This window comes from Mammaliicoccus sp. JADD-157 (assembly GCF_049310805.1).
GTDB lineage: Bacteria > Bacillota > Bacilli > Staphylococcales > Staphylococcaceae > Mammaliicoccus > Mammaliicoccus lentus.
In genome coordinates this window covers 1,268,168-1,290,283 of record NZ_JBMOVZ010000001.1, presented here as the reverse complement: position 1 = coordinate 1,290,283, position 22,116 = coordinate 1,268,168, and the positions used below count along the sequence as shown (strand labels likewise).

Annotated in this window: 24 protein-coding genes; 23 read left to right on the top strand and 1 reads right to left on the bottom strand. The window is 31.9% G+C overall.

What is annotated here, in order from left to right; translation table 11 throughout:
- Positions 1-1,311 (top strand): LPXTG cell wall anchor domain-containing protein (locus ACO6VN_RS06495; protein WP_422404395.1); only part of this gene is annotated, 1,311 nt, incomplete at its 5' end.
- Positions 1,312-1,594: 283 nt separating this feature from the next.
- Here the strand turns inward: ACO6VN_RS06495 and ACO6VN_RS06490 are convergent.
- A complete protein-coding gene (locus tag ACO6VN_RS06490; RefSeq protein ID WP_064205164.1) occupies positions 1,595-2,284 on the bottom strand; it encodes a queuosine precursor transporter in 690 nt (229 codons plus the stop codon).
- A 151-nt stretch (positions 2,285-2,435) separates the two neighbouring features.
- Between ACO6VN_RS06490 and ACO6VN_RS06485 the strand changes: the two genes are divergently transcribed.
- The 22 genes from ACO6VN_RS06485 (at position 2,436) to ACO6VN_RS06380 (ending at position 22,111) form a co-directional block, all read left to right on the top strand.
- Complete coding sequence (locus ACO6VN_RS06485; protein ID WP_081501341.1) at positions 2,436-2,630, top strand: zinc-finger domain-containing protein; 195 nt, start codon at positions 2,436-2,438, stop codon at positions 2,628-2,630.
- A 10-nt stretch (positions 2,631-2,640) separates the two neighbouring features.
- Positions 2,641-3,768, top strand: coding sequence for a conserved virulence factor C family protein (locus tag ACO6VN_RS06480; RefSeq protein WP_194200154.1), 1,128 nt, complete (start codon positions 2,641-2,643; stop codon positions 3,766-3,768).
- 1 nt (position 3,769) lies between these two features.
- Positions 3,770-4,207, top strand: a complete 438-nt coding sequence (locus ACO6VN_RS06475; protein ID WP_017000167.1) for a BrxA/BrxB family bacilliredoxin — start codon at positions 3,770-3,772, stop codon at positions 4,205-4,207.
- Positions 4,191-4,991, top strand: a complete 801-nt coding sequence (locus ACO6VN_RS06470) for a class I SAM-dependent methyltransferase (RefSeq protein WP_194200155.1) — start codon at positions 4,191-4,193, stop codon at positions 4,989-4,991. Before ACO6VN_RS06475 ends, ACO6VN_RS06470 begins: the two co-directional genes overlap by 17 nt.
- A gap of 318 nt (positions 4,992-5,309) precedes the next feature.
- Entirely contained in the window at positions 5,310-6,263 is a 954-nt protein-coding gene (locus tag ACO6VN_RS06465) for a thymidylate synthase (protein WP_017000169.1), read from the top strand.
- A gap of 12 nt (positions 6,264-6,275) precedes the next feature.
- On the top strand, positions 6,276-6,752 hold the full coding sequence (locus ACO6VN_RS06460) for a dihydrofolate reductase (protein WP_017000170.1): 477 nt from the start codon (positions 6,276-6,278) through the stop codon (positions 6,750-6,752).
- Between the two features lies 1 nt (position 6,753).
- Positions 6,754-7,497, top strand: a complete 744-nt coding sequence (locus ACO6VN_RS06455; RefSeq protein WP_017000171.1) for a lysophospholipid acyltransferase family protein — start codon at positions 6,754-6,756, stop codon at positions 7,495-7,497.
- A complete protein-coding gene (locus ACO6VN_RS06450) occupies positions 7,490-8,332 on the top strand; it encodes a DegV family protein (protein ID WP_194200156.1) in 843 nt (280 codons plus the stop codon). The genes ACO6VN_RS06455 and ACO6VN_RS06450 overlap by 8 nt, the downstream gene beginning before the upstream one ends.
- Positions 8,322-8,888, top strand: a complete 567-nt coding sequence (locus ACO6VN_RS06445) for a DUF2140 family protein (RefSeq protein ID WP_017000173.1) — start codon at positions 8,322-8,324, stop codon at positions 8,886-8,888. Before ACO6VN_RS06450 ends, ACO6VN_RS06445 begins: the two co-directional genes overlap by 11 nt.
- Positions 8,889-8,909: 21 nt before the next feature.
- Positions 8,910-9,428, top strand: a complete 519-nt coding sequence (gene msrA / locus ACO6VN_RS06440) for a peptide-methionine (S)-S-oxide reductase MsrA (protein WP_064205157.1) — start codon at positions 8,910-8,912, stop codon at positions 9,426-9,428.
- 1 nt (position 9,429) lies between these two features.
- The gene (gene msrB, locus ACO6VN_RS06435) at positions 9,430-9,855 is read left to right on the top strand and encodes a peptide-methionine (R)-S-oxide reductase MsrB (protein WP_017000175.1); all 426 of its coding nucleotides are present in this window, start codon (positions 9,430-9,432) and stop codon (positions 9,853-9,855) included.
- Positions 9,856-9,872: 17 nt separating this feature from the next.
- The gene (locus tag ACO6VN_RS06430; RefSeq protein ID WP_194200157.1) at positions 9,873-10,376 is read left to right on the top strand and encodes a PTS sugar transporter subunit IIA; all 504 of its coding nucleotides are present in this window, start codon (positions 9,873-9,875) and stop codon (positions 10,374-10,376) included.
- Entirely contained in the window at positions 10,377-10,598 is a 222-nt protein-coding gene (locus ACO6VN_RS06425; protein ID WP_017000177.1) for a YozE family protein, read from the top strand. It abuts the gene before it with no gap.
- A gap of 95 nt (positions 10,599-10,693) precedes the next feature.
- Positions 10,694-12,121 (top strand): S41 family peptidase, encoded by a 1,428-nt coding sequence (locus tag ACO6VN_RS06420; protein WP_194200158.1) that lies wholly within the window; start codon positions 10,694-10,696, stop codon positions 12,119-12,121.
- Positions 12,122-12,135: 14 nt separating this feature from the next.
- Complete coding sequence (locus ACO6VN_RS06415; RefSeq protein ID WP_194200159.1) at positions 12,136-12,639, top strand: GNAT family N-acetyltransferase; 504 nt, start codon at positions 12,136-12,138, stop codon at positions 12,637-12,639.
- Positions 12,640-12,652: 13 nt separating this feature from the next.
- A complete protein-coding gene (locus tag ACO6VN_RS06410; RefSeq protein WP_194200160.1) occupies positions 12,653-13,720 on the top strand; it encodes an undecaprenyldiphospho-muramoylpentapeptide beta-N-acetylglucosaminyltransferase in 1,068 nt (355 codons plus the stop codon).
- 15 nt (positions 13,721-13,735) lie between these two features.
- Positions 13,736-14,362, top strand: coding sequence for a phosphatase PAP2 family protein (locus tag ACO6VN_RS06405; protein ID WP_017000181.1), 627 nt, complete (start codon positions 13,736-13,738; stop codon positions 14,360-14,362).
- A 349-nt stretch (positions 14,363-14,711) separates the two neighbouring features.
- Positions 14,712-15,386, top strand: a complete 675-nt coding sequence (locus tag ACO6VN_RS06400) for a response regulator transcription factor (RefSeq protein WP_194200161.1) — start codon at positions 14,712-14,714, stop codon at positions 15,384-15,386.
- Complete coding sequence (locus ACO6VN_RS06395) at positions 15,383-16,759, top strand: HAMP domain-containing sensor histidine kinase (RefSeq protein ID WP_422404394.1); 1,377 nt, start codon at positions 15,383-15,385, stop codon at positions 16,757-16,759. The genes ACO6VN_RS06400 and ACO6VN_RS06395 overlap by 4 nt, the downstream gene beginning before the upstream one ends.
- Before the next feature lie 105 nt (positions 16,760-16,864).
- A complete protein-coding gene (locus ACO6VN_RS06390; RefSeq protein ID WP_422404393.1) occupies positions 16,865-19,651 on the top strand; it encodes a 2-oxoglutarate dehydrogenase E1 component in 2,787 nt (928 codons plus the stop codon).
- 13 nt (positions 19,652-19,664) lie between these two features.
- Positions 19,665-20,945: a 2-oxoglutarate dehydrogenase complex dihydrolipoyllysine-residue succinyltransferase gene (gene odhB / locus ACO6VN_RS06385; protein WP_216683895.1), complete on the top strand. Its 1,281-nt coding sequence runs from the start codon at positions 19,665-19,667 to the stop codon at positions 20,943-20,945.
- Between the two features lie 350 nt (positions 20,946-21,295).
- Positions 21,296-22,111, top strand: coding sequence for a VOC family protein (locus ACO6VN_RS06380; protein ID WP_016999790.1), 816 nt, complete (start codon positions 21,296-21,298; stop codon positions 22,109-22,111).
- Positions 22,112-22,116 lie beyond the last annotated feature (5 nt).

Genomic DNA, 22,116 nt, shown 5'->3' with positions numbered 1-22,116 from the left:
ACTGTTACGGATAAAGACAACGATGGTAAACCTGATATTACAACGCCAGCCAAAGGTTCTGACAAACCAAATACTGGTGGAGACGACAAACCAGGTAAAGACGATGGTTCTGACAAACCAAGCACTGACGGAAATGACAAACCAGGCGACCAACCTAAAGATACAGATATCGATGGTGACGGTGTGAATAATAAAGACGAGGAAGCTGCAGGTACTGATCCAACAAATCCTGATTCTGATGGTAATGGTACATCAGACGGTGACGAAGACACTGATAAAGATGGTATTCCGAACAAAGACGAGTCTGATCCAAACGGTACAACTGTTACGGATAAAGACAACGATGGTAAACCTGATATTACAACGCCAGCCAAAGGTTCTGACAAACCAAATACTGGTGGAGACGACAAACCAGGTAAAGACGATGGTTCTGACAAACCAAGCACTGACGGAAATGACAAACCAGACGACCAACCTAAAGATACAGACGGTGACGGCATCCCTGATGACCAAGATACAGATATCGATGGTGACGGTGTGAATAATAAAGACGAGGAAGCTGCAGGTACTGATCCAACAAATCCTGATTCTGATGGTAATGGTACATCAGACGGTGACGAAGACACTGATAAAGATGGTATTCCAAATAAAGATGAATCTGATCCGAATGGAACTACACCTACGGACAAAGATAACGATGGCAAACCTGATGTAACAACGCCAGCCAAAGATTCTAACAACAACGGTTCTGACAAACCAAGCACTGGTGGAGACGACAAGCCAGGTAAAAATGATGGTTCTGATAAGCCAAGTACTGGTGGAAATGACAAACCTGGTAAAGACAATGGCTCTAACAAGCCAAGCACTGGCGGAAATGACAAACCTGGTAAAGACAACGGTTCTGATAAGCCAAGCGCTGGTGGAGACGACAAACCTGGTAAAGACAATACTACTAAACCAGCTGGAAAAGATAGCAATAAAGCAGATGGTAACGGTATGACTAACAGTAATAACAACAGTAACAGCAAAGTAAATACTGACGATAAAGCTGATAGTTCAATGCACGAAAAACACAATTCTTCAATGAAACAACAAGGTACTACAAGTTCTAATGGTCAAAATACAAGTAGCAATATGAATGACAAAAATCAATCATCTAAATCTGGTTCAAATAAAGACCATAAAGGTGCAAAAGTATTACCAAACACTGGTGAAGAAGAAAACAAACAAGCTGGTTTATTAGGTATCACTTCATTATTTGGTGGCCTAGCATTATTATTCAGACGTAAAAAATCTGTAGATAAAGAATAATTCTCTCGTTTATTTAAGTAAGATTATTTCTTGAATTTATAAGAGTAGAGAGTGAGACAGAAATCTCATTTTGCTAAAAAGATTTCGTAGTCCCACCCAGGCAAGGGTGACTAGGTTTGAAAAAAGCTTAGTATAAGCGTATTTTCAATTCAGTCAGCTACTGCCTATATAAAGAAACAGCCCGAGACATTTATATATATGTCCCGGGCTGTTTCCTTATTTCAATAAAAAATCGCTAATCCTTATAAGGATTAGCGATTTTAATTTACTTCTATTTATAATGTTACTCCACAATTTTCCCTTTACGATACATAGACTTAGCTATATAACCAAAAGGCACATTTGTGATTGTTGTTAGTAGTTTAAGGAAATAAGTAGTTATAAATATTTCAAATAATACAGTTCCAGGCATATTGCCATAGAATGCGATTAGCACGAATATCGCTGTGTCAACAATAGAACTAATAGCTGTACTACCATATGCTCTTATGTAGAATGTACTGTCAGAAGAAAATTTCTTTTTAATGATATTAAATAATAGTACATCTAAATGTTGACCAATAATATATGCGAAAATTGAACCTAGTGCTATTCTTGGCACGATACCAAAAATAGTTTTTAATGCATCTTGTGATACATCTTCTTGTGCTGGTATAAATGTTAATGAACATTGTAATAATATAACCATTACAATGACAGAAGAAAAACCTAGCCAAACTGCTTTCTTAGCTTGTTTTCTACCATATATATCATTTAAAATATCCGTTGCAAGATAAATTGAAGCGAACATTACATTTCCGAGTGTTGCGCTCACTGAAAATAACTCTACTGTTTTAATAACTTGTATATTTGCTATAATAGTACCTACGGCAACCCAAACAAATAGACCTGTTTTTCCAAATATACGGTATAGAATCAACATTAATATAAATGTGATTAAAAAGGTAATAATACCAAATAATTCATTATACATAACTTTGTTCCTCCTAAATTTTGATATAGCGGGTGTTTAGAAACCGCGATATTCGAACTTAACAATTATAAAGGCCAAAGTTATAAAATGCAATAAGCTTTATAATCCACAATTTATAATACTAATGATATAATTACGGTCTAAGTAAGGAGTGACGCTTATTTTAGTTGAAGATGAAAAAATAGCTATTAAAAAAATAGATCAATTAATGGAGACATATTGCAAAGGATGTTTATTAAAAACGCATTATAGAGAGACGCAAGGCAAACATCAAGCTCATCAATATTGTATATCTGAATGTTCTATAGGTATACGCATAAAACAATTGGGAAACAAACTTCAATAAGGAGGATATTATGGAAATCGTAAGAGTAGAACCAACACCAAGTCCAAACACGATGAAAATCGTATTATCATTCAAGAAAGAGGATAGAACTTCTCAAACATATACAGAAGTCAACGATCACAACCCTGAATTTATCAATCGTATTTTACAGTTAGACGGTATAAGATCAGTCTTTCATGTTATGGATTTCATTGCAGTCGACAAAAAAGGTAAAGAAAACTGGGATACTTTATTAAAAGACGTGACAGCTGCTATTTCTGGTACAGAAGATGATAACGAAGAACAAGAAGCTAAAGTCAATGAACATTACGGGGAAGTTAAAGCTGAAGTATTAAGATTTAAAGGTATTCCTTATCAAATAAAACTAACAACAGAGAATGAAGAAAAAAGAAAACAGCTACCTGAGATTTATATTGATAGTATGTTAAAAGCAACTAAAGATGAGGACAACGTTGTATTTTTAAGAAAATGGGATGATTTAGGTATCCGTTATGGCGAATTAGATGATGTAATGGAAACTGTACAAGAAGAAATTCTTGCATTATATCCAGAATCAATTCTTGAAAATTTAGTTGAAGAAGCTTTAACTAAAGATATTACAATTCCAGAAAAACAATTCATCCATGTTAGTAAGGAAGAATTCGAACAAGAACAAGATTGGAAAACACGTCTAAGAATGTTAAATGATTTTCCAACGCCAACTGAAGAAGACTATCCATTACTGGAAGTCGCACTTAATGACGAAAAGCCACAAATTAGACGTATGGCTGTTGTATTGTTAGGTATGATTGAGACGAAAGAAACATTACCTTATTTATATGAAGCTATGAAAGATAAAAATGTAGCAGTAAGAAGAACAGCTGGAGATTGCTTTAGTGATTTAGGCTTTAAAGAAGCTTTACCTGTTATGATTGAAGCTTTAGAAGACCCACAAAAAATCGTAAGATGGCGTGCAGCGATGTTTATTTTTGATGAAGGTGACGAAACTGCTTTACCAGCGCTTAAGAATAGACAAGATGATCCAGCGTTTGATGTTAAATTACAAGTTCAAATGGCTATTGAAAGAATTGAAAATGGCGAAGCTGCTTTAGGTTCTGTTTGGAAACAAATGGCTAACAGAAAAAGAGAGGAGAATTAATATGAATGCATATGAACAATACATGAAAGAATTAGCTCAACCAATGCGAAGCGAATTGACTGAGCAAGGGTTTGAAAGCTTAGAAACACCTGACCAAGTTAAAGGTTATATGGAAGACGCAGAGCAAAATGAAACAACATTTGTAGTTGTTAACTCTGTATGTGGTTGTGCTGCTGGATTAGCAAGACCTGCAGCTGTAACAGTCGCTTTACAAAATGATAAAAAACCTTCTCGAACTGCCACTGTATTTGCTGGTCAAGATAAAGAAGCAACAGAAACAATGAGAGAATACATTGCGCAAGTTCCTTCAAGCCCTTCAATGGCTTTATTTAAAGGAAATGAACTAAAATACTTTATGCCACGTGAACATATTGAAGGAAGAGATATCCAAGAAATTTGTATGGATATAAAAGACGCATTCGATGAATATTGTGACTGATTTACGCATAACAACTTCAGTAAAAACAAATGCATCTCTCTACAAACAGGTAGAAGATGCATTTCATTTGCTGAATAAAAATAAATACATACAAAACATTTCTATTATAAAACGTAAAAAATTAACGATAAAACAGATTTTTAAATCTAATGACTCACCAGTTATCGTATTCGAAAATACTGGTCCAAAACTATATTTCACTTCAGAAATACCCATTTATTTTCATTTAGATACCGCGAAAGTAAAATTAAATATGGTAAAAAATCAAAAGCAACCCATATTAAGTGAAATGATAAATCATATAACTAGTAAAGAAACTTCATTTAATTTTGTTGATGGAACAATGGGTTTTGGTAGAGATAGCTATTTAGTATTAAAGCAATTTCCAAACGCTAACGTATTTTCTATTGAACAACACCCTTTAATTCATTTCGTAATTTCTGAAGGTATGAAACTACAACTCAACAATAACGAATTAAAAAGAATTCATTTTATAAATGAAGATTATAATAATTGGATTAAGTTGAATGAAGAAAAAGTTGATATATTATATTTAGATCACATGTTCGAAAAAACTTTAATAGAAAGTGATAGAATGGGTGAACTCTCTAACAATATTCTTAAAATACAAGAATATAAACCGATAAAACACTATAATTACTTAATTTTAAAGGCGCGCTTTGACAGTTTATTATTTAAAGAGTTAAATGTTATGCAATGCTTACGAAAAAGTTCGAAAACGCATTATGGCTTACGCGTAAACAACAGTAAACAAGCCTTATAGCAAAAAACAGAGAAAACCCTAAAATGAATAAAGGATTTTCTCTGTTTTTTAACTTTAAATGAAATGACACATTAAATATGCGTGCGTATCATTACTTATTCAGTGATACACATACTAATCATATAACATAATAATAAAAATAATCCCAAAGTAGCAAATATTTCATTCATTGAGATGGCCCCCTTTAAAGTAATGGTTATTATATTTATCTCTATTATACATAAATATCAAAGGAGTTTCTATATTATATCAGTAGTAAATTATAAGTATTTTCGTTAATATAGAAAAGAAGAATAAAGATTAAAAAGAGGTGCTCGTATGAATAACTTTGATGAAGCATATCACGATTTATGCCGCAAAGTATTAAATGAAGGCGAAAATAAAGACGATAGAACTGGTACAGGTACAATTTCAATATTTGGTCATCAAATGAGATTTGACTTGTCAGAAGGGTTTCCACTACTTACAACTAAAAAAGTTTCATTCAAATTAATTGCCACTGAATTATTATGGTTTATTAAAGGTGATACTAATATTAGATATTTATTGCAATATAAGAATAATATCTGGAACGAGTGGGCATTTAAGAAATGGATAGAGAGTGATGAATATACTGGCCCAGATATGACAGACTTCGGTAGAAGATCATTAGTTAATGATGAATTTAATGAACAATATAAAGAACAACTCGCAATCTTTAAGGATAAAATTTTAAATGATGATGAATTTATGCGTAAATATGGTGATTTAGGTAATGTTTACGGTAAACAATGGAGAGATTGGAAAGATCAAAACGGAGAAAGCTTCGATCAACTTCAAACTTTAATTGATAATATTAAAAATAATCCGAATTCTAGAAGACATATAATCTCAGCATGGAACCCAACTGAGATAGATACAATGGCTTTACCACCTTGTCATACATTATTCCAATTTTACGTAAAAGATGGTAAATTAAGTTGCCAACTTTATCAAAGAAGTGCTGATATATTTTTAGGAGTACCTTTTAATATAGCAAGTTATAGTCTTTTAACACATTTAATAGCTAAAGAGTGTAATCTTGAAGTAGGGGAATTTGTACACACATTCGGTGATGCTCATATTTATAAAAATCATATAGATGCTGTTGAAGAACAATTATCAAGGTCTTCATACAATCCACCTAAACTAAATATCAATACAGAAAAATCACTATTCGATATAGATTATGAAGATTTAGAAATTCAAGATTATCAATCACATCCAAGTATAAAAGCACCTATAGCGGTTTAAAGGAGAATTTAAATGAAATCAATTATTGTATGTCATGATCAAAATAGAGTAATAGGATTAGATAATAAAATGCCTTGGCATTTACCAAACGATTTAAAAAGAGTGAAAAATTTAACATCGGGTAATACAATTGTGATGGGTAGAAAAACATTCGAATCAATTGGTAAACCATTACCGAATAGAAGAAATGTTGTTTTAACTTCTAATGAATCTTTTTATCACGAAGGCGTAGACGTGATTCATTCAATCGATGAAATAGACCAATTAGAAGGCCATATATTTATATTTGGTGGGCAAGGTTTATATGAACAAATGATGTCACGTGTGGACGATATGTATGTAACTGTAATAGAAGATAAATTTCAAGGAGATGCATTCTTTCCACCTTATACCTTTAATGAATGGAATGTAATTTCATCTGAAGCAGGAGAATTAGATGAAAAAAACATACTCCCACATACTTTTATGCACTTGGAAAGGATAAAATAATATGTTAAGAATGGCTAGAACAGTTGGTTGTATTATCGGTTATGCTGCACTTGTATCAACTCAATTACCTAAACTTAAAGAAAAGAAAAACCAAATAGACGATATTAGAAGTCAAGATGAAATGACATTTCTATACGCACAGAGATGGTCTCAAAAAATATTAAAATCTGCAGGCGTAAAGGTACATTTATCTGGTCGTACAGAACCTCTAGATGACCCAGTGCTTTATGTATCGAATCATGAAGGTAATTTTGATATCCCCGTTTTGATTAATCAATTACCACAACCTTTTGGTTTTATTTCAAAAAAAGAAGTTGAAAAAATCCCTTTTTTAAAACCATGGATGGAAGAATTAAATTGTATTTACTTAGATCGTTCTAATCGACGAGCAAGTTTACAAATGATTAAAGATGGTATTAAAAAATTAAAAGAAAAACATTCTTTATTGATTTTTCCTCAAGGTAGTAGAAGTAAAGGCCAAGAGATGCAAGAGTTCAAGGCTGGTTCATTGAAATTAGCTAAATCTGCTCAAGTTAAAATTGTGCCAATAGCAATATACGGTACATCTCAAATAATGGAGAAATATCAATCAAGAAAAATGGTGCCTGGTGATGTCTATGTACATATACTAGACCCTATTGACCCATCAATATTTGAAGATAAAACGATGCAGGAAGTTAGTCACTTTGTTCAAAATCAAATTAGCCTTTCTGTTCAATCGTTAAAGGAGAAAAGCAATGAATAAAATTAAATTAGTTATCGATTCAACTACGGATTTGCCAAAAGATTATTTAGAAGAACACGATATTAGTGTTGTACCTTTAAATATAGTAATTGACGGTGTTACTTACGAAGACCAAACAGAAATCAGTTCTGAAGAGTTCTTATTGAAAATGAGAGAAGCTGAAAACTTACCTAAAACGAGCCAACCAGCAATAGGTAAGTTAGTTGAAACTTACGATAAATTAGGAGAAGACGGTTCAGAAGTCATCAGCATTCATATGACATCTGAATTATCTGGTACTTTTAGCGCAGCTCAACAAGCTAGCCAAATGACAGAAACAAAAGTTACTGTTATCGATAGTAAATTCATTTCTTTAGCATATGGATTTCAAGTAGAAGAGATTGTTAAATTAATTAGCGAAGGCTATACATCAGAAGAAATTGTTAAAGAACATGAAAATATGAAATCTAACATGCGTTTATTTGTTGTTATCGGTAATATAGATAATTTAGTTAAAGGTGGAAGAATAGGTAAAGCTAAAGCTTTATTAGGTTCATTGATGAACATTAAACCTATTGGCGAACTCATTAACGGAAAGATAGAAATGATTCATAATGCTCGCACTCAAAACGCTGTCGTTAAATTTTTACTTAAAGAGTTAGATGTATTCCTAGAAACTAAAGAAATCATCAAAGTCGGTATAGCTGATGCAAATGCAGAAGATTTGGTGAATAAATTAATGAATTCAATTAAAGAAAAAAAAGATATTCATAACTTTGATACAGCAATTACGACACCAGTTGTTTCTACACATACAGGTGAAGGTGCTATAGGCGTGTTTTATTATGGAAAATAAAAATTGGATGAATAATCGCTTTTGGTTTTATGCTTTTACTATTCTTATTGTTCTAATACTTATAGCGATTATTTATGTGTTCACTTCAATAACTGATTCATCTAAATCTGTAAATGAATCAAATGAACAGACGTCCAAAGATTTCACAGTTTCTTTTAATAATGAAGAATTACAATCTCTTATGAATGCGACTTTAAAAGATTATGACATCGAAACAGAAATAACGGAGAATGACTTAATTTTTAATACGACGACTCAAGTTTTAAATAGGGATATTAACATTAAGTTAGATACAATACCTACAAAAGTAAATAAAGATACTATTAAATTTAAAATACAATCAATAGATATTGGTAAATTAAATATTTCAAATCCTTTTGTATTATCTCAAATTAAAAAGTATAGTGATTTACCAGAATATATAAATATCGATCCAAAAGAAGAAACTATATATTTATCTTTAGATAAGATAGATATCGATAATGTTGACGCAATCCAAATTCAAACGTTAGATATTTCGGCAAAAAAATGGTATTTTGATATTAAGTTAAAGTAAATCAACAAGGGAGGCGCAACAATGGCATATGCAACTTTAGCGGGTGGATGTTTTTGGTGTTTAGTTAAACCATTCAACGAATACCCTGGCATTAAAGAAGTGACTTCTGGTTATAGCGGTGGTCATGTTGAAAATCCTACTTATGAAGAGGTATGTACAAATCAAACTGGACATGTTGAAGCTGTTCAAATTGAATATGATGAGAATATAACTGATTTCGAAGCTATTCTTGATATATATTTCAAAACTTTTGATCCTACCGATAATAAAGGGCAATTCTTCGATAGAGGAGAGAGTTATGAACCTGTAATTTTCTATCATGATGAAAATCAAAAGAAAGTAGCTTTAAATAAAATAGACGAACTAAATGAAAGACAAATTTTTGATAAACCCGTAATTACACCAGTGAAACCTTATAAGAATTTCTATCCAGCCGAAGAACATCATCAAGATTATTATTTGAAGAACCCGGCTCATTATCAAGGTTATCAACAAGGTTCTGGTCGTAAAGCTTTTATAGAAAAACATTGGGGGAATTAAAGTGTTAAAAAAATCAAAAGACGAATTAAATGAAATGGAATACCTTGTAACACAACAAGATGGTACTGAACCACCCTTCCAAAATGAATATTGGAATCATTTTGATAAAGGTATATATGTAGATAAGTTATCCGGAAAACCATTGTTTACATCTGAAGAAAAATTTGAATCAGATTGCGGTTGGCCTAGCTTTTCTAAAGCGTTAAATGACGAAGAAGTTATTGAGCTAGTGGATAAAACACATGGCATGGTTAGAACTGAAGTACGCTCAGAAGATTCTAACAGTCATTTAGGTCACGTGTTCAACGATGGACCTAAAGAAGCTGGTGGATTAAGATATTGTATCAATTCTGCAGCAGTTCAATTTATCCCGTATGAAAAGTTAGAAGAATTAGGATACGGAGATTTAGTACATCATTTTAAATAACAGGGGAGACGATTAACATGTTTAAAAAATTATTTGGCGGTAACAAGACAAAAGACGTAAATGTAGAAGTATTTGCACCAATTTCAGGTGAGTATGTAGCAATAGAAGATATACCTGATCCGGTATTCGCTCAAAAAATGATGGGTGAAGGGTTTGGTATCAAACCTGCAGAAGGTATTGTAGTAGCTCCTTTTGACGGTGAAGTTGTTAATGTATTCAAGCCTTCAAATCACGCTGTAGGTGTTAAAGCAGCAAATGGACTTGAAGTTTTAGTTCACGTTGGATTAGAAACAGTTCAACTAGGTGGAGAAGGATTTGAAGCACTTGTAAATACTGGCGATAAAGTTACAAAAGGACAAGAATTATTAAAATTTGATATCGATACGATCGATTCAAAAGTAAAATCTACTATCAGCCCAGTTATTATTACTAATACTGATGATGCTGAAGAAATTAATGTCGAATCTTTAACTAGTCTTCAAAAAGGCGAAACTAAAGCAATAGATGTGAAAATGAAATAAATGAAACAGTATTCATTTTATCAATACGCACTAACAAAACGTAATGAAAACAGCGAAATGGGAAAATTAGCAGACTTAATTTTTCAAGATTTATCTTTTCCGAAGTTTTCAAATGATTATCATACACTCTCAGACTATTTAGAAACAGAAGTAATGTTTACTCAACCAATGAGCGTATTTGATGATTTATACGAATCGTATGAAGAATGGTTAAAGTTCTAAAAGTTTACACTTTGGTGTTTTGAGCACCAAAGTGTTTTTATTTGATTGGATAAACTGTTAAAATAAATTATATTTGACAAGAAAGTTGTGAGATCATGAAATTATCAAATGACAAAAATGATAAGCAAATAACAATGCCACTGTATAAATTACTCATACTTTTATTTATAACAGTATTTTTAACATCTGTTGTTACATTTGCTTCATATAAATTCGGCTTAAATTATGGCAACGATAAACAAAAGAACATTAATAAAATTGAAAAAGTATATGAACAAATTGAAGATGATTATTATAAGGATGTTGATGAGGATAAATTGACTAAAGGTGCAATTGATGGAATGGTCAAATCTTTAAATGATCCGTACAGTGAATACATATCTGCTGAAGATACTGAAAGTTATAATCAAGAGATTTCTGGTGACTTTGTAGGTATAGGTGCTGAGATGGAATCTCATAATAATTATGTACGTATTACAAGCCCTATGAAAGATTCTCCTGCTGAAAAAGCTGGTATTAAGTCTTTAGATGTTATCACTAAAGTTAATAACAAATCTATTAAGAATAAATCGTTGAATGAAATTGTTAACCAAGTAAGAGGTAAAAAAGGCACAACAGTTACGCTCACAATAAAAAGAGAAGGTAAAGAACCTTTTGATGTAGAAATTAAACGAGATAAAATACATGTTACGAGTGTAGATTATAAGAAAAAAGATGATACTGGTATCATTTCTATTTCTAAATTCCAGGAAAAGACAACAGAAGAACTTAAATCAGCTATTAAAAAAGCTAAAAAAGACAACGTTAAACATGTCGTATTAGATTTAAGAAACAATCCTGGTGGTCTTTTAGATGAAGTAATCACGAGTGTTAACCTTTTCGTTGATAAAGGCAAACCAGTCATTTATCTAGAGACAAAAGGAGACAAACCTGAAGCAGTAAAAACTGAAAAAGATAAAATGTCAGGTATCGATGATATGGATTATTCAGTATTAGTAAATAAAGGTTCAGCTAGTGCTTCTGAAATATTCGCCGGGGCATTACAAGATTATAAAATTGCTGATGTAGTTGGAACGACAACTTTTGGTAAAGGCATTGGCCAAAGTCATCAATCATTTGATGATTCATCTATATTAAAATATACAAATATGAGATGGTTGACGCCAAATAAGTCTTATATTCATAAAAAAGGAATTAAACCTAATAAAGAAATCAAGGCACCTAAATATGAAGAAATTGAAATTATAAGTCCTAAAAAATCATTCCAAAACGGTGATAAAGCAAAAGAAGTGAAATCAATTAAGATTGGGCTAAATGCGTTAGGGTATAATGTAAGCAATGAAAATGAAAACTATGATAGTGAATTAGAAAGCGCAGTTAAAAGATTCCAACAAGATCATAATCTTAACGATGATGGTATATTTACAGATAAAACAACAGAAAAATTTATTGACTTAATGCGCAATAAAATTCAAAAAGAAGACATTCAACTAGATGATACGATTAAATACATTCATCAATAAGTGAGGGATCAACAATGAGAAAAGCAACACATTCAGATATGGAAATCATTAATGAACTAACAAATATGGCGAAATCCATCATGAAGTCAGATGATAATCCACAATGGGATGAAGCATATCCTTTAGAAAAAGATTTCTATACCGATATAGAAAATGGTCATTTATATTTGTATGAGTTAAATAATGAAGTGGTAGGTTATGTTTGTATCAACCAATCACAAGCAGATTGGTATAAGCAATTTAACTGGCCTGTACCAATTGATAATGCTGTAGTCATTCACAGAATGGCTACTAACCCAGAGTTTAAAGGTGTAGCCGATAAAATGATGCAATTTGCTATTGAAGTAGCTAACGAAAATAATGTAAAAGTTATATTGACTGATACATTCTCAAAAAACAAACGTGCTCAAAATTTATTCAGTAGATTTGATTTTAAATTTATTGGAGAACATGAATCGAACGAATTTCCATTTGATAAAAATGCACCATTTTATGCGTATTATAAATTGATAGATTAGAAGGAGATTTAAAATGAAAAAAATAGCATTTACAGGTGGCGGAACAATTGGACACGTCGCTGTTAACTTAGCACTCATCCCAGAAGCTGAACAACGTGGCATCGAAACTGTTTATATCGGTTCAAAGAATGGTATTGAAAAAGATATGATAACTGATTCAGCAAAAACTACTAAATATATTCCGATATCTAGTGGTAAATTGCGAAGATATTTATCATTTGAAAACTTAAAAGATGTATTCAAAGTATTAAAAGGTATATTAGATGCTCGCAAAGCATTAAAAAAAGAAAAACCAGATCTAGTATTCTCTAAAGGTGGTTTCGTAAGCGTGCCGGTAATCATCGCTGCTAAATCATTAAAAATACCAACTATTATTCATGAATCTGACGTAACACCAGGTTTAGCTAATAAAATATCAATGAAGTTTGCTAATAAAATGTATACAACATTTGAAGAAACATTAAAATATGTTCCTAAAGAAAAATCAGATTTCATTGGAGCAATTATTAGAGAAGACTTAAGAGATGGTAAGAAAGAAGAAGGATACAAAATAACGGGATTTAATGATAAATTACCTGTTCTATTAGTTATGGGCGGTAGTTTAGGCTCTAAAATATTAAACGCAGCTGTTCGTGACAATTTAGATTACTTAACTAAAAAATATCAAATTATACATTTAACAGGTAAAGGTCATAAAGATGAAAGCATTCAAAATAATCACTATGTTCAATATGAATTTGTCTCATCAGAACTTATGCATTTTTACGCTATTTCTGACACAGTAATCAGTCGAGCAGGAGCAAATGCTATTTATGAGTTTGCAACTTTAAAAATACCTATGTTGCTAATTCCTTTAGGATTAGACCAATCTCGTGGTGACCAAATTGATAATGCTAAAATTTTCGAAAAAAATGGTTATGCTAAAGTTATACAAGAAAAAGAAGTGAATCAAAATACATTAGTTAGAAATTTAGATCAACTTGAAAATGAACGTGAAACGTTGATTGAAAATATGTCTAAATTTAAAGAAAGTTATACAAAAGAATCATTATTCAACAAAATTGAATCTGATATTCAATAATATTGGAGGTATTATATGAGCCAAGCTAATCGAACGTTATTAATACTAATATTTAGCCTGATTTTCGGGGTTATAGCTTTCTTTCATGAATCACGTTTAGGAAAGTGGATAGACAACGAAGTTTATAACTTTATATATTCTACAGAAAGTTTTATTACAACTTCTATTATGCTTGGTTTCACTAAAGTTGGAGAAGTATGGGCAATGATTGCTTTATCACTGTTAATTATTTGTTATCTTAAATTAAAAAGATTAAATATCGAAACTTTATTTTTTGCATTAACAATGATTCTATCAGGTACTTTAAACCCACTATTGAAAAATGTTTTCGATAGAGAACGTCCAACATTACTGAGATTAATTGATATTTCAGGATTTAGTTTTCCAAGTGGACATGCAATGGGTTCAACAGCATTTTTCGGCTCGATTATGTACATTGTTTTTAGAGCTTCAAAACGTTCAATGAAACCTTATTTAACAGGAATATGTGTCATCTTTATATTAATGATATCTACTTCTAGAGTTTATTTAGGGGTTCATTATCCAACTGATATTATCGCAGGTATTATTGGAGGTATTGTTTGTATTCTTTTAGCTCAATTAATGCTTAAAAATAAATTAGATATTAAAAAAACATCCTAGTGATTTGGACAGAATCACTAGGACGTTTTACTTTTATGGGCATAAAAGGGGGTTATAGAAAATGTTCAATCCATACTTAGAGGGGGAACTCTTTTATTTGGTTGAGAATCATTTTCAATTACTATTATAACTAATTGAGAATGAATGTCAATTAGTTTTTTAAAATTTTACTATTTTAAATGATAAAATAGTTTTGCTCATATATAATGAGCATGTGAAACTTGAAAATGTTATCTTTTACTAGAGGGGGAACTCTTTCATTGATAATCATTTTCAATTACTATTATAACTAACTGAGAACGATTGTCAATTATAAAGTGAAAAAAATTAAAAAATTTGAGGTGTCATCATGAAAAAGATACTCATCATTGAAGATGAACAAAATTTAGCAAGGTTTATAGAATTAGAATTAAAACATGAAGATTATGAAGTAGAGATATGTTATGACGGTGAGAGCGGGCTAAATCAAGCTTTAACTGACGATTATGATTGTATACTATTGGACTTAATGTTACCTAAAATGAACGGTCTAGAAGTATGTAGACGTATACGTCGAGAAAAAAATACGCCTATCATTATGATTACTGCTAAAGGTGACACTTATGATAAAGTTATCGGTTTAGATTATGGTGCTGATGACTACATAGTTAAACCTTTTGATATTGAAGAATTGTTAGCTAGAATTCGAGTTATTATACGTAGAAATGTAACATTAGAATCTGACACTAGTACTATTGAAATTAATGATATTAAAATCGATAAAAATGCTTTTTCTGTTTATATAGGTGGAGTATCAGTTGATTTAACTAAAACAGAGTATGAATTATTATTATTGCTCGCTGAAAATCAAAATTATGTATTACAGAGAGAACAAATTTTAAATCATGTTTGGGGTTATGAGTCAGAAGTGGAAACAAATGTAGTAGATGTTTACATACGTTATTTAAGAAATAAATTGAAACCGTTCAAAAAGGAAAACATCATCGAAACGGTTAGAGGAGTGGGGTACGTGATACGTTCATGAAACAACAATCTTTAAAGACAAAATGGATGATGCTTACAACCACGATTACATTTATCATTTTCGCATTGTTTAGTATGTTTATCATTTATTTTATTAGCTTATATTTAAAAGACCAAGAAACTGGAACTGCAACGAGAAGCGCGCAAGATACCGTTAATTTGCTTCAATCTAAGACATTAGGACAAATTACTTCAACTGATATAAACGCGACGATAACAGACAATCAAAAAATGATACTTTTTGATAAATTTGGTAAGCCAATGTTTGAAGAAACACACAATGACAATTTGAAATATACTCCTGAATTTAAACGTGTTAAATCAGTAGAAATATATGAAATGCATGTCGATAACAAATCTTATTTAGTCGTTTATAGTCCAATAAATACAAGCTACTTTAATGGCTATGAAGCAATCGTTCATCCTTTAGATAGCTATGACGCCATTATTAAATTCATGATTATTTTAGCCAGTATATTTGGATTAACTGCTTTATTCCTTATCGCAATAATAAGTTATATTTTCTCATCACAAATTACGAAACCAATTACGATACTTTCAGATAAGATGAAACAAATTCGTCGAGATGGGTTCCAAGAAAAATTAGAAGTACCAACTAATTATGAAGAAACAGACGATATGATCCAAACATTCAATAACATGATGGAACAGCTAGAAGTTTCATTTGATCAACAAAAACAATTTGTGGAAGATGCTTCACATGAATTAAGAACACCATTACAGATTATTCAAGGGCATTTGAACTTAATTCAAAGATGGGGAAAAAACAACCCAGAAGTATTAGAAGAATCATTGGATATTTCCATTGAAGAAATGGAAAGAATTACGAAATTAGTGGAAGAATTATTATTACTATCTAAGGATTCAAGAACAAGCGCAAGTGATGATAATGATATCGTGGATATTAATTATGAAATACAATCACGAATCAAATCATTACGTAAATTACACCCTGACTATTCTTTTGCTTTTAAATCTAATTATGACGCAATCAGAATGAATATTAATCGTTTCCATTTTGAACAAATGTTACTTATTTTTATGGATAATGCCATGAAATATGACAAAAAGAATAAAAATATCGAAATACAAACAAATTTAAAAAATAGAACCATCACAATTGACATAATTGACCACGGAATGGGTATACCTAAAAAAGACCTAGAATTTATTTTTGATCGCTTCTATAGAGTCGATAAATCACGTTCAAGAAAAGAAGGTGGAAATGGCTTAGGATTATCTATTGCTAAGAAATTAGTCAACTCGTATGACGGTATTGTGAAAGTTGATAGTGTAGTCGATGAATATACTAAAATATCAGTAATTTTCAAGGATACTTTCATCAATAAGTAAAATAGGAAATAAACTGCCATAAATGGTAAATTAGCCTTTAATATAAATCGGTTAAGTGCTAAAATGGGAATGTAAACGGTTTATAATTTTCTTGGAGGGTGGAACATGAAGAATGATAATCATGTCGAAGCACCTGTAAGATTTGGAACTAACTTAGGGTTAATGTTAGAAATGTATGATAATTACGTTAATGATCCGGAGTCAGTCCCAGAAGACTTGCAAGTGTTATTCGATGAAATAACGAGTAATAATACAGGCACTGGCCAAAAAATAGGTACAGGGGTGGACAATTCAAGTGTTAAACGTGTTATGCGTTTAATAGACAATATCAGACAATATGGACATTTAACTGCTCATATCTATCCAGTATACCGTCCAGAAAGAAAAAATGTACCTAAGCTAACACATCAAGACTTTGGGCTATCTAAAGAAACATTAGAAAAATTACCAGCTGGTATAGTATCTGACCATTTTGATGGTGAATTTGATAATGCATATGAAGCAATAGAATATATGACTTCATGTTACCAAGGTCCTATAGCTTTTGAGTATACACACATTAATAATAATGAAGAACGTGTATGGCTTAAGAGATATATAGAATCAACAAACACTATTGAAATATCTAAAGATGAAAAAATTGAATTACTTAAAAGCTTAGCAGAAGTTGAAGGCTTTGAAAAATATATTCATAAAAACTTTGTAGGTGCAAAGCGTTTCTCAATTGAGGGCGTTGATACTTTAGTACCTATGTTACAACGTATCTTAAAGCGTACAAATGCTGCTAAAATTCCAAACATCCAAATTGGGATGGCACATAGAGGTAGATTAAACGTTTTAACACATGTACTAGAAAAACCTTATGAAATGATGATTTCTGAATTTATGCATAAAAATCCTTTAATCTTTTTACCTAAAGATGGATCATTAGAAATCACAGCAGGTTGGACTGGAGATGTAAAATATCATCTTGGTGGAACAAAAACGACAAGTAAATATGGAATAGAACAAACTATAACTTTAGCAAACAACCCAAGTCACTTAGAAATCGTTTCTCCTGTCGTATTAGGTAAGACGCGTTCTAACCAAGATACAACAGCTGATCCTGGTAGACCAAGCCAAGATTTAAATAAATCACTAGCTGTATTAATTCATGGGGATGCTGCGTTCCCTGGACAAGGTATTAACTTTGAAGCCATGAACTTAAGCAATTTAGATGGATATACAACAGGTGGTTCATTACACATTATTACAAACAACAGAATTGGTTTTACAACAGAAGCTGAAGATGGACGTTCAACTACTTATTCTACTGATGTTGCAAAAGGTTATGACTTACCAATTATCCATGTTAACGCTGATGACGTAGAAGCAACTGTTAAAGCTATTGAAATGGCTATGGACTTTAGAGAAAGATTTAATAAAGATTTTGTCATAGATTTAGTTGGTTATAGACGTTATGGACATAACGAGATGGATGAACCTTCAATCACGAATCCAATGATGTATAAAGCTATTAAAGAACATCCTTCAATCGAATTAAAATATGGGCAAGAATTAGTAGATCAAGGTTTAATTACTAAAGAAGAAATGAATGAAATCTTTGATGATGTTACTAAAAGACTAAGAACAGCTCACGATAAAATTGATAAAGATGCTGAAATGGATAATCCAGAAATGACAATGCCCGATAAGATTAGCCAAGGACAAGATTATGAAATAACAAATGCGAGCTATGATGATTTGAAAGCTATAAATGACGCTATGTTTGACTATCCTGAAGACTTTACAGTATTTAAAAAGCTTAATAAGGTCTTAGATAGAAGACGTGAACCTTTCGAAAAAGATGGTCTTGTGGATTGGGCTCATGCAGAACAATTAGCATTTGCAACGATTTTACAAAATGGTACACCAATTCGTTTAACAGGGCAAGACTCTGAACGCGGAACATTCGCTCAAAGACATGCTGTTTTACATGATGAAAAAGATGGAAAACAATTTGTTCCTTTACATCATGTTCCAAATGGTAAAGCATCATTTGATATTTATAATTCTCCATTATCAGAAGCAGCTGTTGTTGGGTTTGAATATGGTTATAACGTAGATAATCCAGAATCATTTAATATTTGGGAAGCACAATACGGTGACTTTGCGAATATGGCACAAATGATTTTTGATAACTTCATGGCTAACAGCAATGCTAAATGGGGAGAGAAAAGTGGTTTAGCGTTATTCTTACCACATAGTAACGAAGGACAAGGTCCGGAACATTCTTCAGCAAGATTAGAGCGCTTCTTACAATTAGCTGGTGAAAATAATATGACTATTGCTAATTTAACTAGTTCTTCAAACTATTATCATTTGTTAAGAAGACACGCTAAATATTTAAACACTGATAAGATGAGACCGTTAGTATTAATGTCACCAAAAAGTTTACTAAGAAATAAAACTGTTTCTAGACCAATTGATGAATTCACTACAGGTCAATTCGAACCTATTTTAGTTGAACCGTACAAGAAAACTAAAATTAAAAAAGTGATTATCGCTTCAGGAAAAATGTTCATTGATTTAAAAGCTGAATTAGAAAAAAATCCTAACGATGAGCTTTGTTTAATTGCATTAGAACAACTTTATCCATTCCCTAAAGAAGAGATAAAAAATGTTCTTTCAGAATTTAGAAACTTAGAAACTGTAGGCTGGTCACAAGAAGAAGCTAAAAACCAAGGTGCTTGGAGTTTTGTGAGCTTACAATTGCAAAGTATTCTAAAAGATAGAAATGTTAACCTAGAATATCACGGACGTAAAGTTCGTTCTGCAACTGCAGAAGGTGATGCAGAAATTTATAAACTTATACAAAGTAAAGTTATCGAAGAAGCTTTAAAACATAATTAGGGGGAAATAAATAATGTCAGAGGTAAAAGTACCAGAGTTAGCAGAATCAATTTCAGAAGGAACGATTTCAGAATGGTTGAAATCTGTTGGAGATCAAGTAGAACAAGGTGAAAATATTGTTGAACTTGAAACAGATAAAGTAAACGTTGAAGTTATTTCTGAAGTATCAGGTGTACTTTCTGAAATTAAAGCAGAAGAAGGCGACACTGTTGAAGTTGGATCAGTAATCGCGATTGTTTCTGAAGGTGAATCAGGTTCAACTTCAAGTGAACAAAAAGAAAGTGATGACAGCGAGTCTAAAGATAAAGAAAAACAAACAGAAGCACCTAAAGAAAGCGCTGCTAAATCTGAAGATACTAAACAAACTGAAGATACTAGCAAAGAAGAAGCTAGTTCAAACGACCGTGTACAAGCAACGCCATCAGCTCGTAAACTTGCACGTGAAAAAGGCATTGATTTAAATAAAGTGAAAACACAAGCTGGAGATGTTGTTAGACCAGAAGACGTAGAAAAAGCCTCTCAACCTTCTAAACCAGCTCAACAAGAAAAACAAAGTCAACCAGCAGCACAGAAAAATGAAAACCCATCTAAACCGGTTGTACGTGAAAAATTATCTCGTAGACGTCAAACAATTGCTAAGAAATTATTAGAAGTATCAAATAATACAGCAATGTTAACAACGTTTAACGAAGTAGACATGACTAACGTTATGGAATTACGTAAACGTAAAAAAGATAAATTCCAAGAAGATCATAACGGTACAAGATTAGGCTTTATGTCATTCTTCACTAAAGCATCAGTAGCAGCATTGAAGAAATATCCAGATGTGAACGCTGAAATTGACGGTACTGATTTACTATTAAAACAATACTACGATATCGGTATTGCTGTATCTACAGAAGAAGGTCTAGTTGTACCTAACGTTAGAGACTGTGATAAGAAGAACTTCGCAGAAATCGAACAAGATATTCATGACTTAGCAGTTAAAGCCAATAACAAAAAATTAGGATTAGATGACATGATGGGCGGATCATTCACAATCACTAATGGCGGTGTATTCGGTTCATTAATGTCAACACCGATTATTAACGGAACACAAGCTGCTATTTTAGGTATGCACTCAATTGTTACAAGACCAATTGCAATTGATAAAGAACGTATGGAAAACAGACCAATGATGTATATTGCTTTAAGTTATGACCACAGAATCATCGATGGTAAACAAGCAGTAGGTTTCCTAAAAACAATCAAAGACCTTATTGAAAATCCAGAAGATTTATTATTAGAATCTTAATTTACTGTAATATAATGACCACGACGGCTATCAAAGCCGTTGTGGTTTTTTATTTTTGTTAGTTGTAGTGGATGGAGGTACTATGTTGCACGTGCACCTCGTCTTGCAATATACAGAGGCTTTATGTTGCACGTGCGTCTCGTCTTGCAACATTCGAGGCCATTATGTTGCACGTGCGCCTCGTCTTGCAACATTCGGAGGCTTTATGTTGCACGTGCACTTCGTCTTGCAACATTCGACCAACTCACCCTCTCACCAAAATTAAATTCGAACTGTTAAACTGATTAATTTGTCATATTTATAATTAATTTGGTATAATTTATACGAATTCAATTATAGGAGAGATATTCATGAATGGATTAAGAAGTGTGACATTATGGACCCACAATCTTTTAGAGACTGAATCATTTTATAAAAATATATTAGGTTTAAATACTCTATTAAACAAAGAAACGAATATCTTACATATCGGTGATGCACATTTAGCTCCCGGTACTAGAATTATTTATAAACAATATAAAGGTGAGGATCAAGAGCCGGACACGCATTTTTATGGTGTTGCTTTGCGTGTTCCTACAGACTTTGCGTTATATGAATATAAACAACAATTTGATGACCACAAAGTAGAATATGAATCGGTTCAACAACTAAATGGTAAACATATGTTTAGGTTTTACGATAATAATGGTCATTCATTTTATTTAATTTCAGATGAAAAGAACGCTGGAGTGCCTCTTGGTACTGCTTATGATGATGGTCCTATAAGTCCTCTTCATCAAATACAAGGAATCGGTCCAATCATGGTTAAATCGCCAGAAACTCAAATAACAGGTTCATTATTAAAAAGTATTTTTGAGTTGCAATTATATGCTGAATACAAGACAATAGATGATGAATCTGCTATCGTCTTCAAAATTGGTCCAGGTGGTAATGGAGGAGAATTACATTTAATAGATTATCCACATCCTCTTAAATCTTCACATCCACCTGTCGATAGAGTCGCAATCACAATTGATAATGTCGAACATTTCGATAAAATAGTTGAACATGTTAAAGATATTGATATGCAACACCAAATCATACAACATGAAGAAGGTATGATTTCATTATTTATTCGCGATATAACAGGCATGATTTATACAATTACATTAGACACAGTGAATTAAAGGAG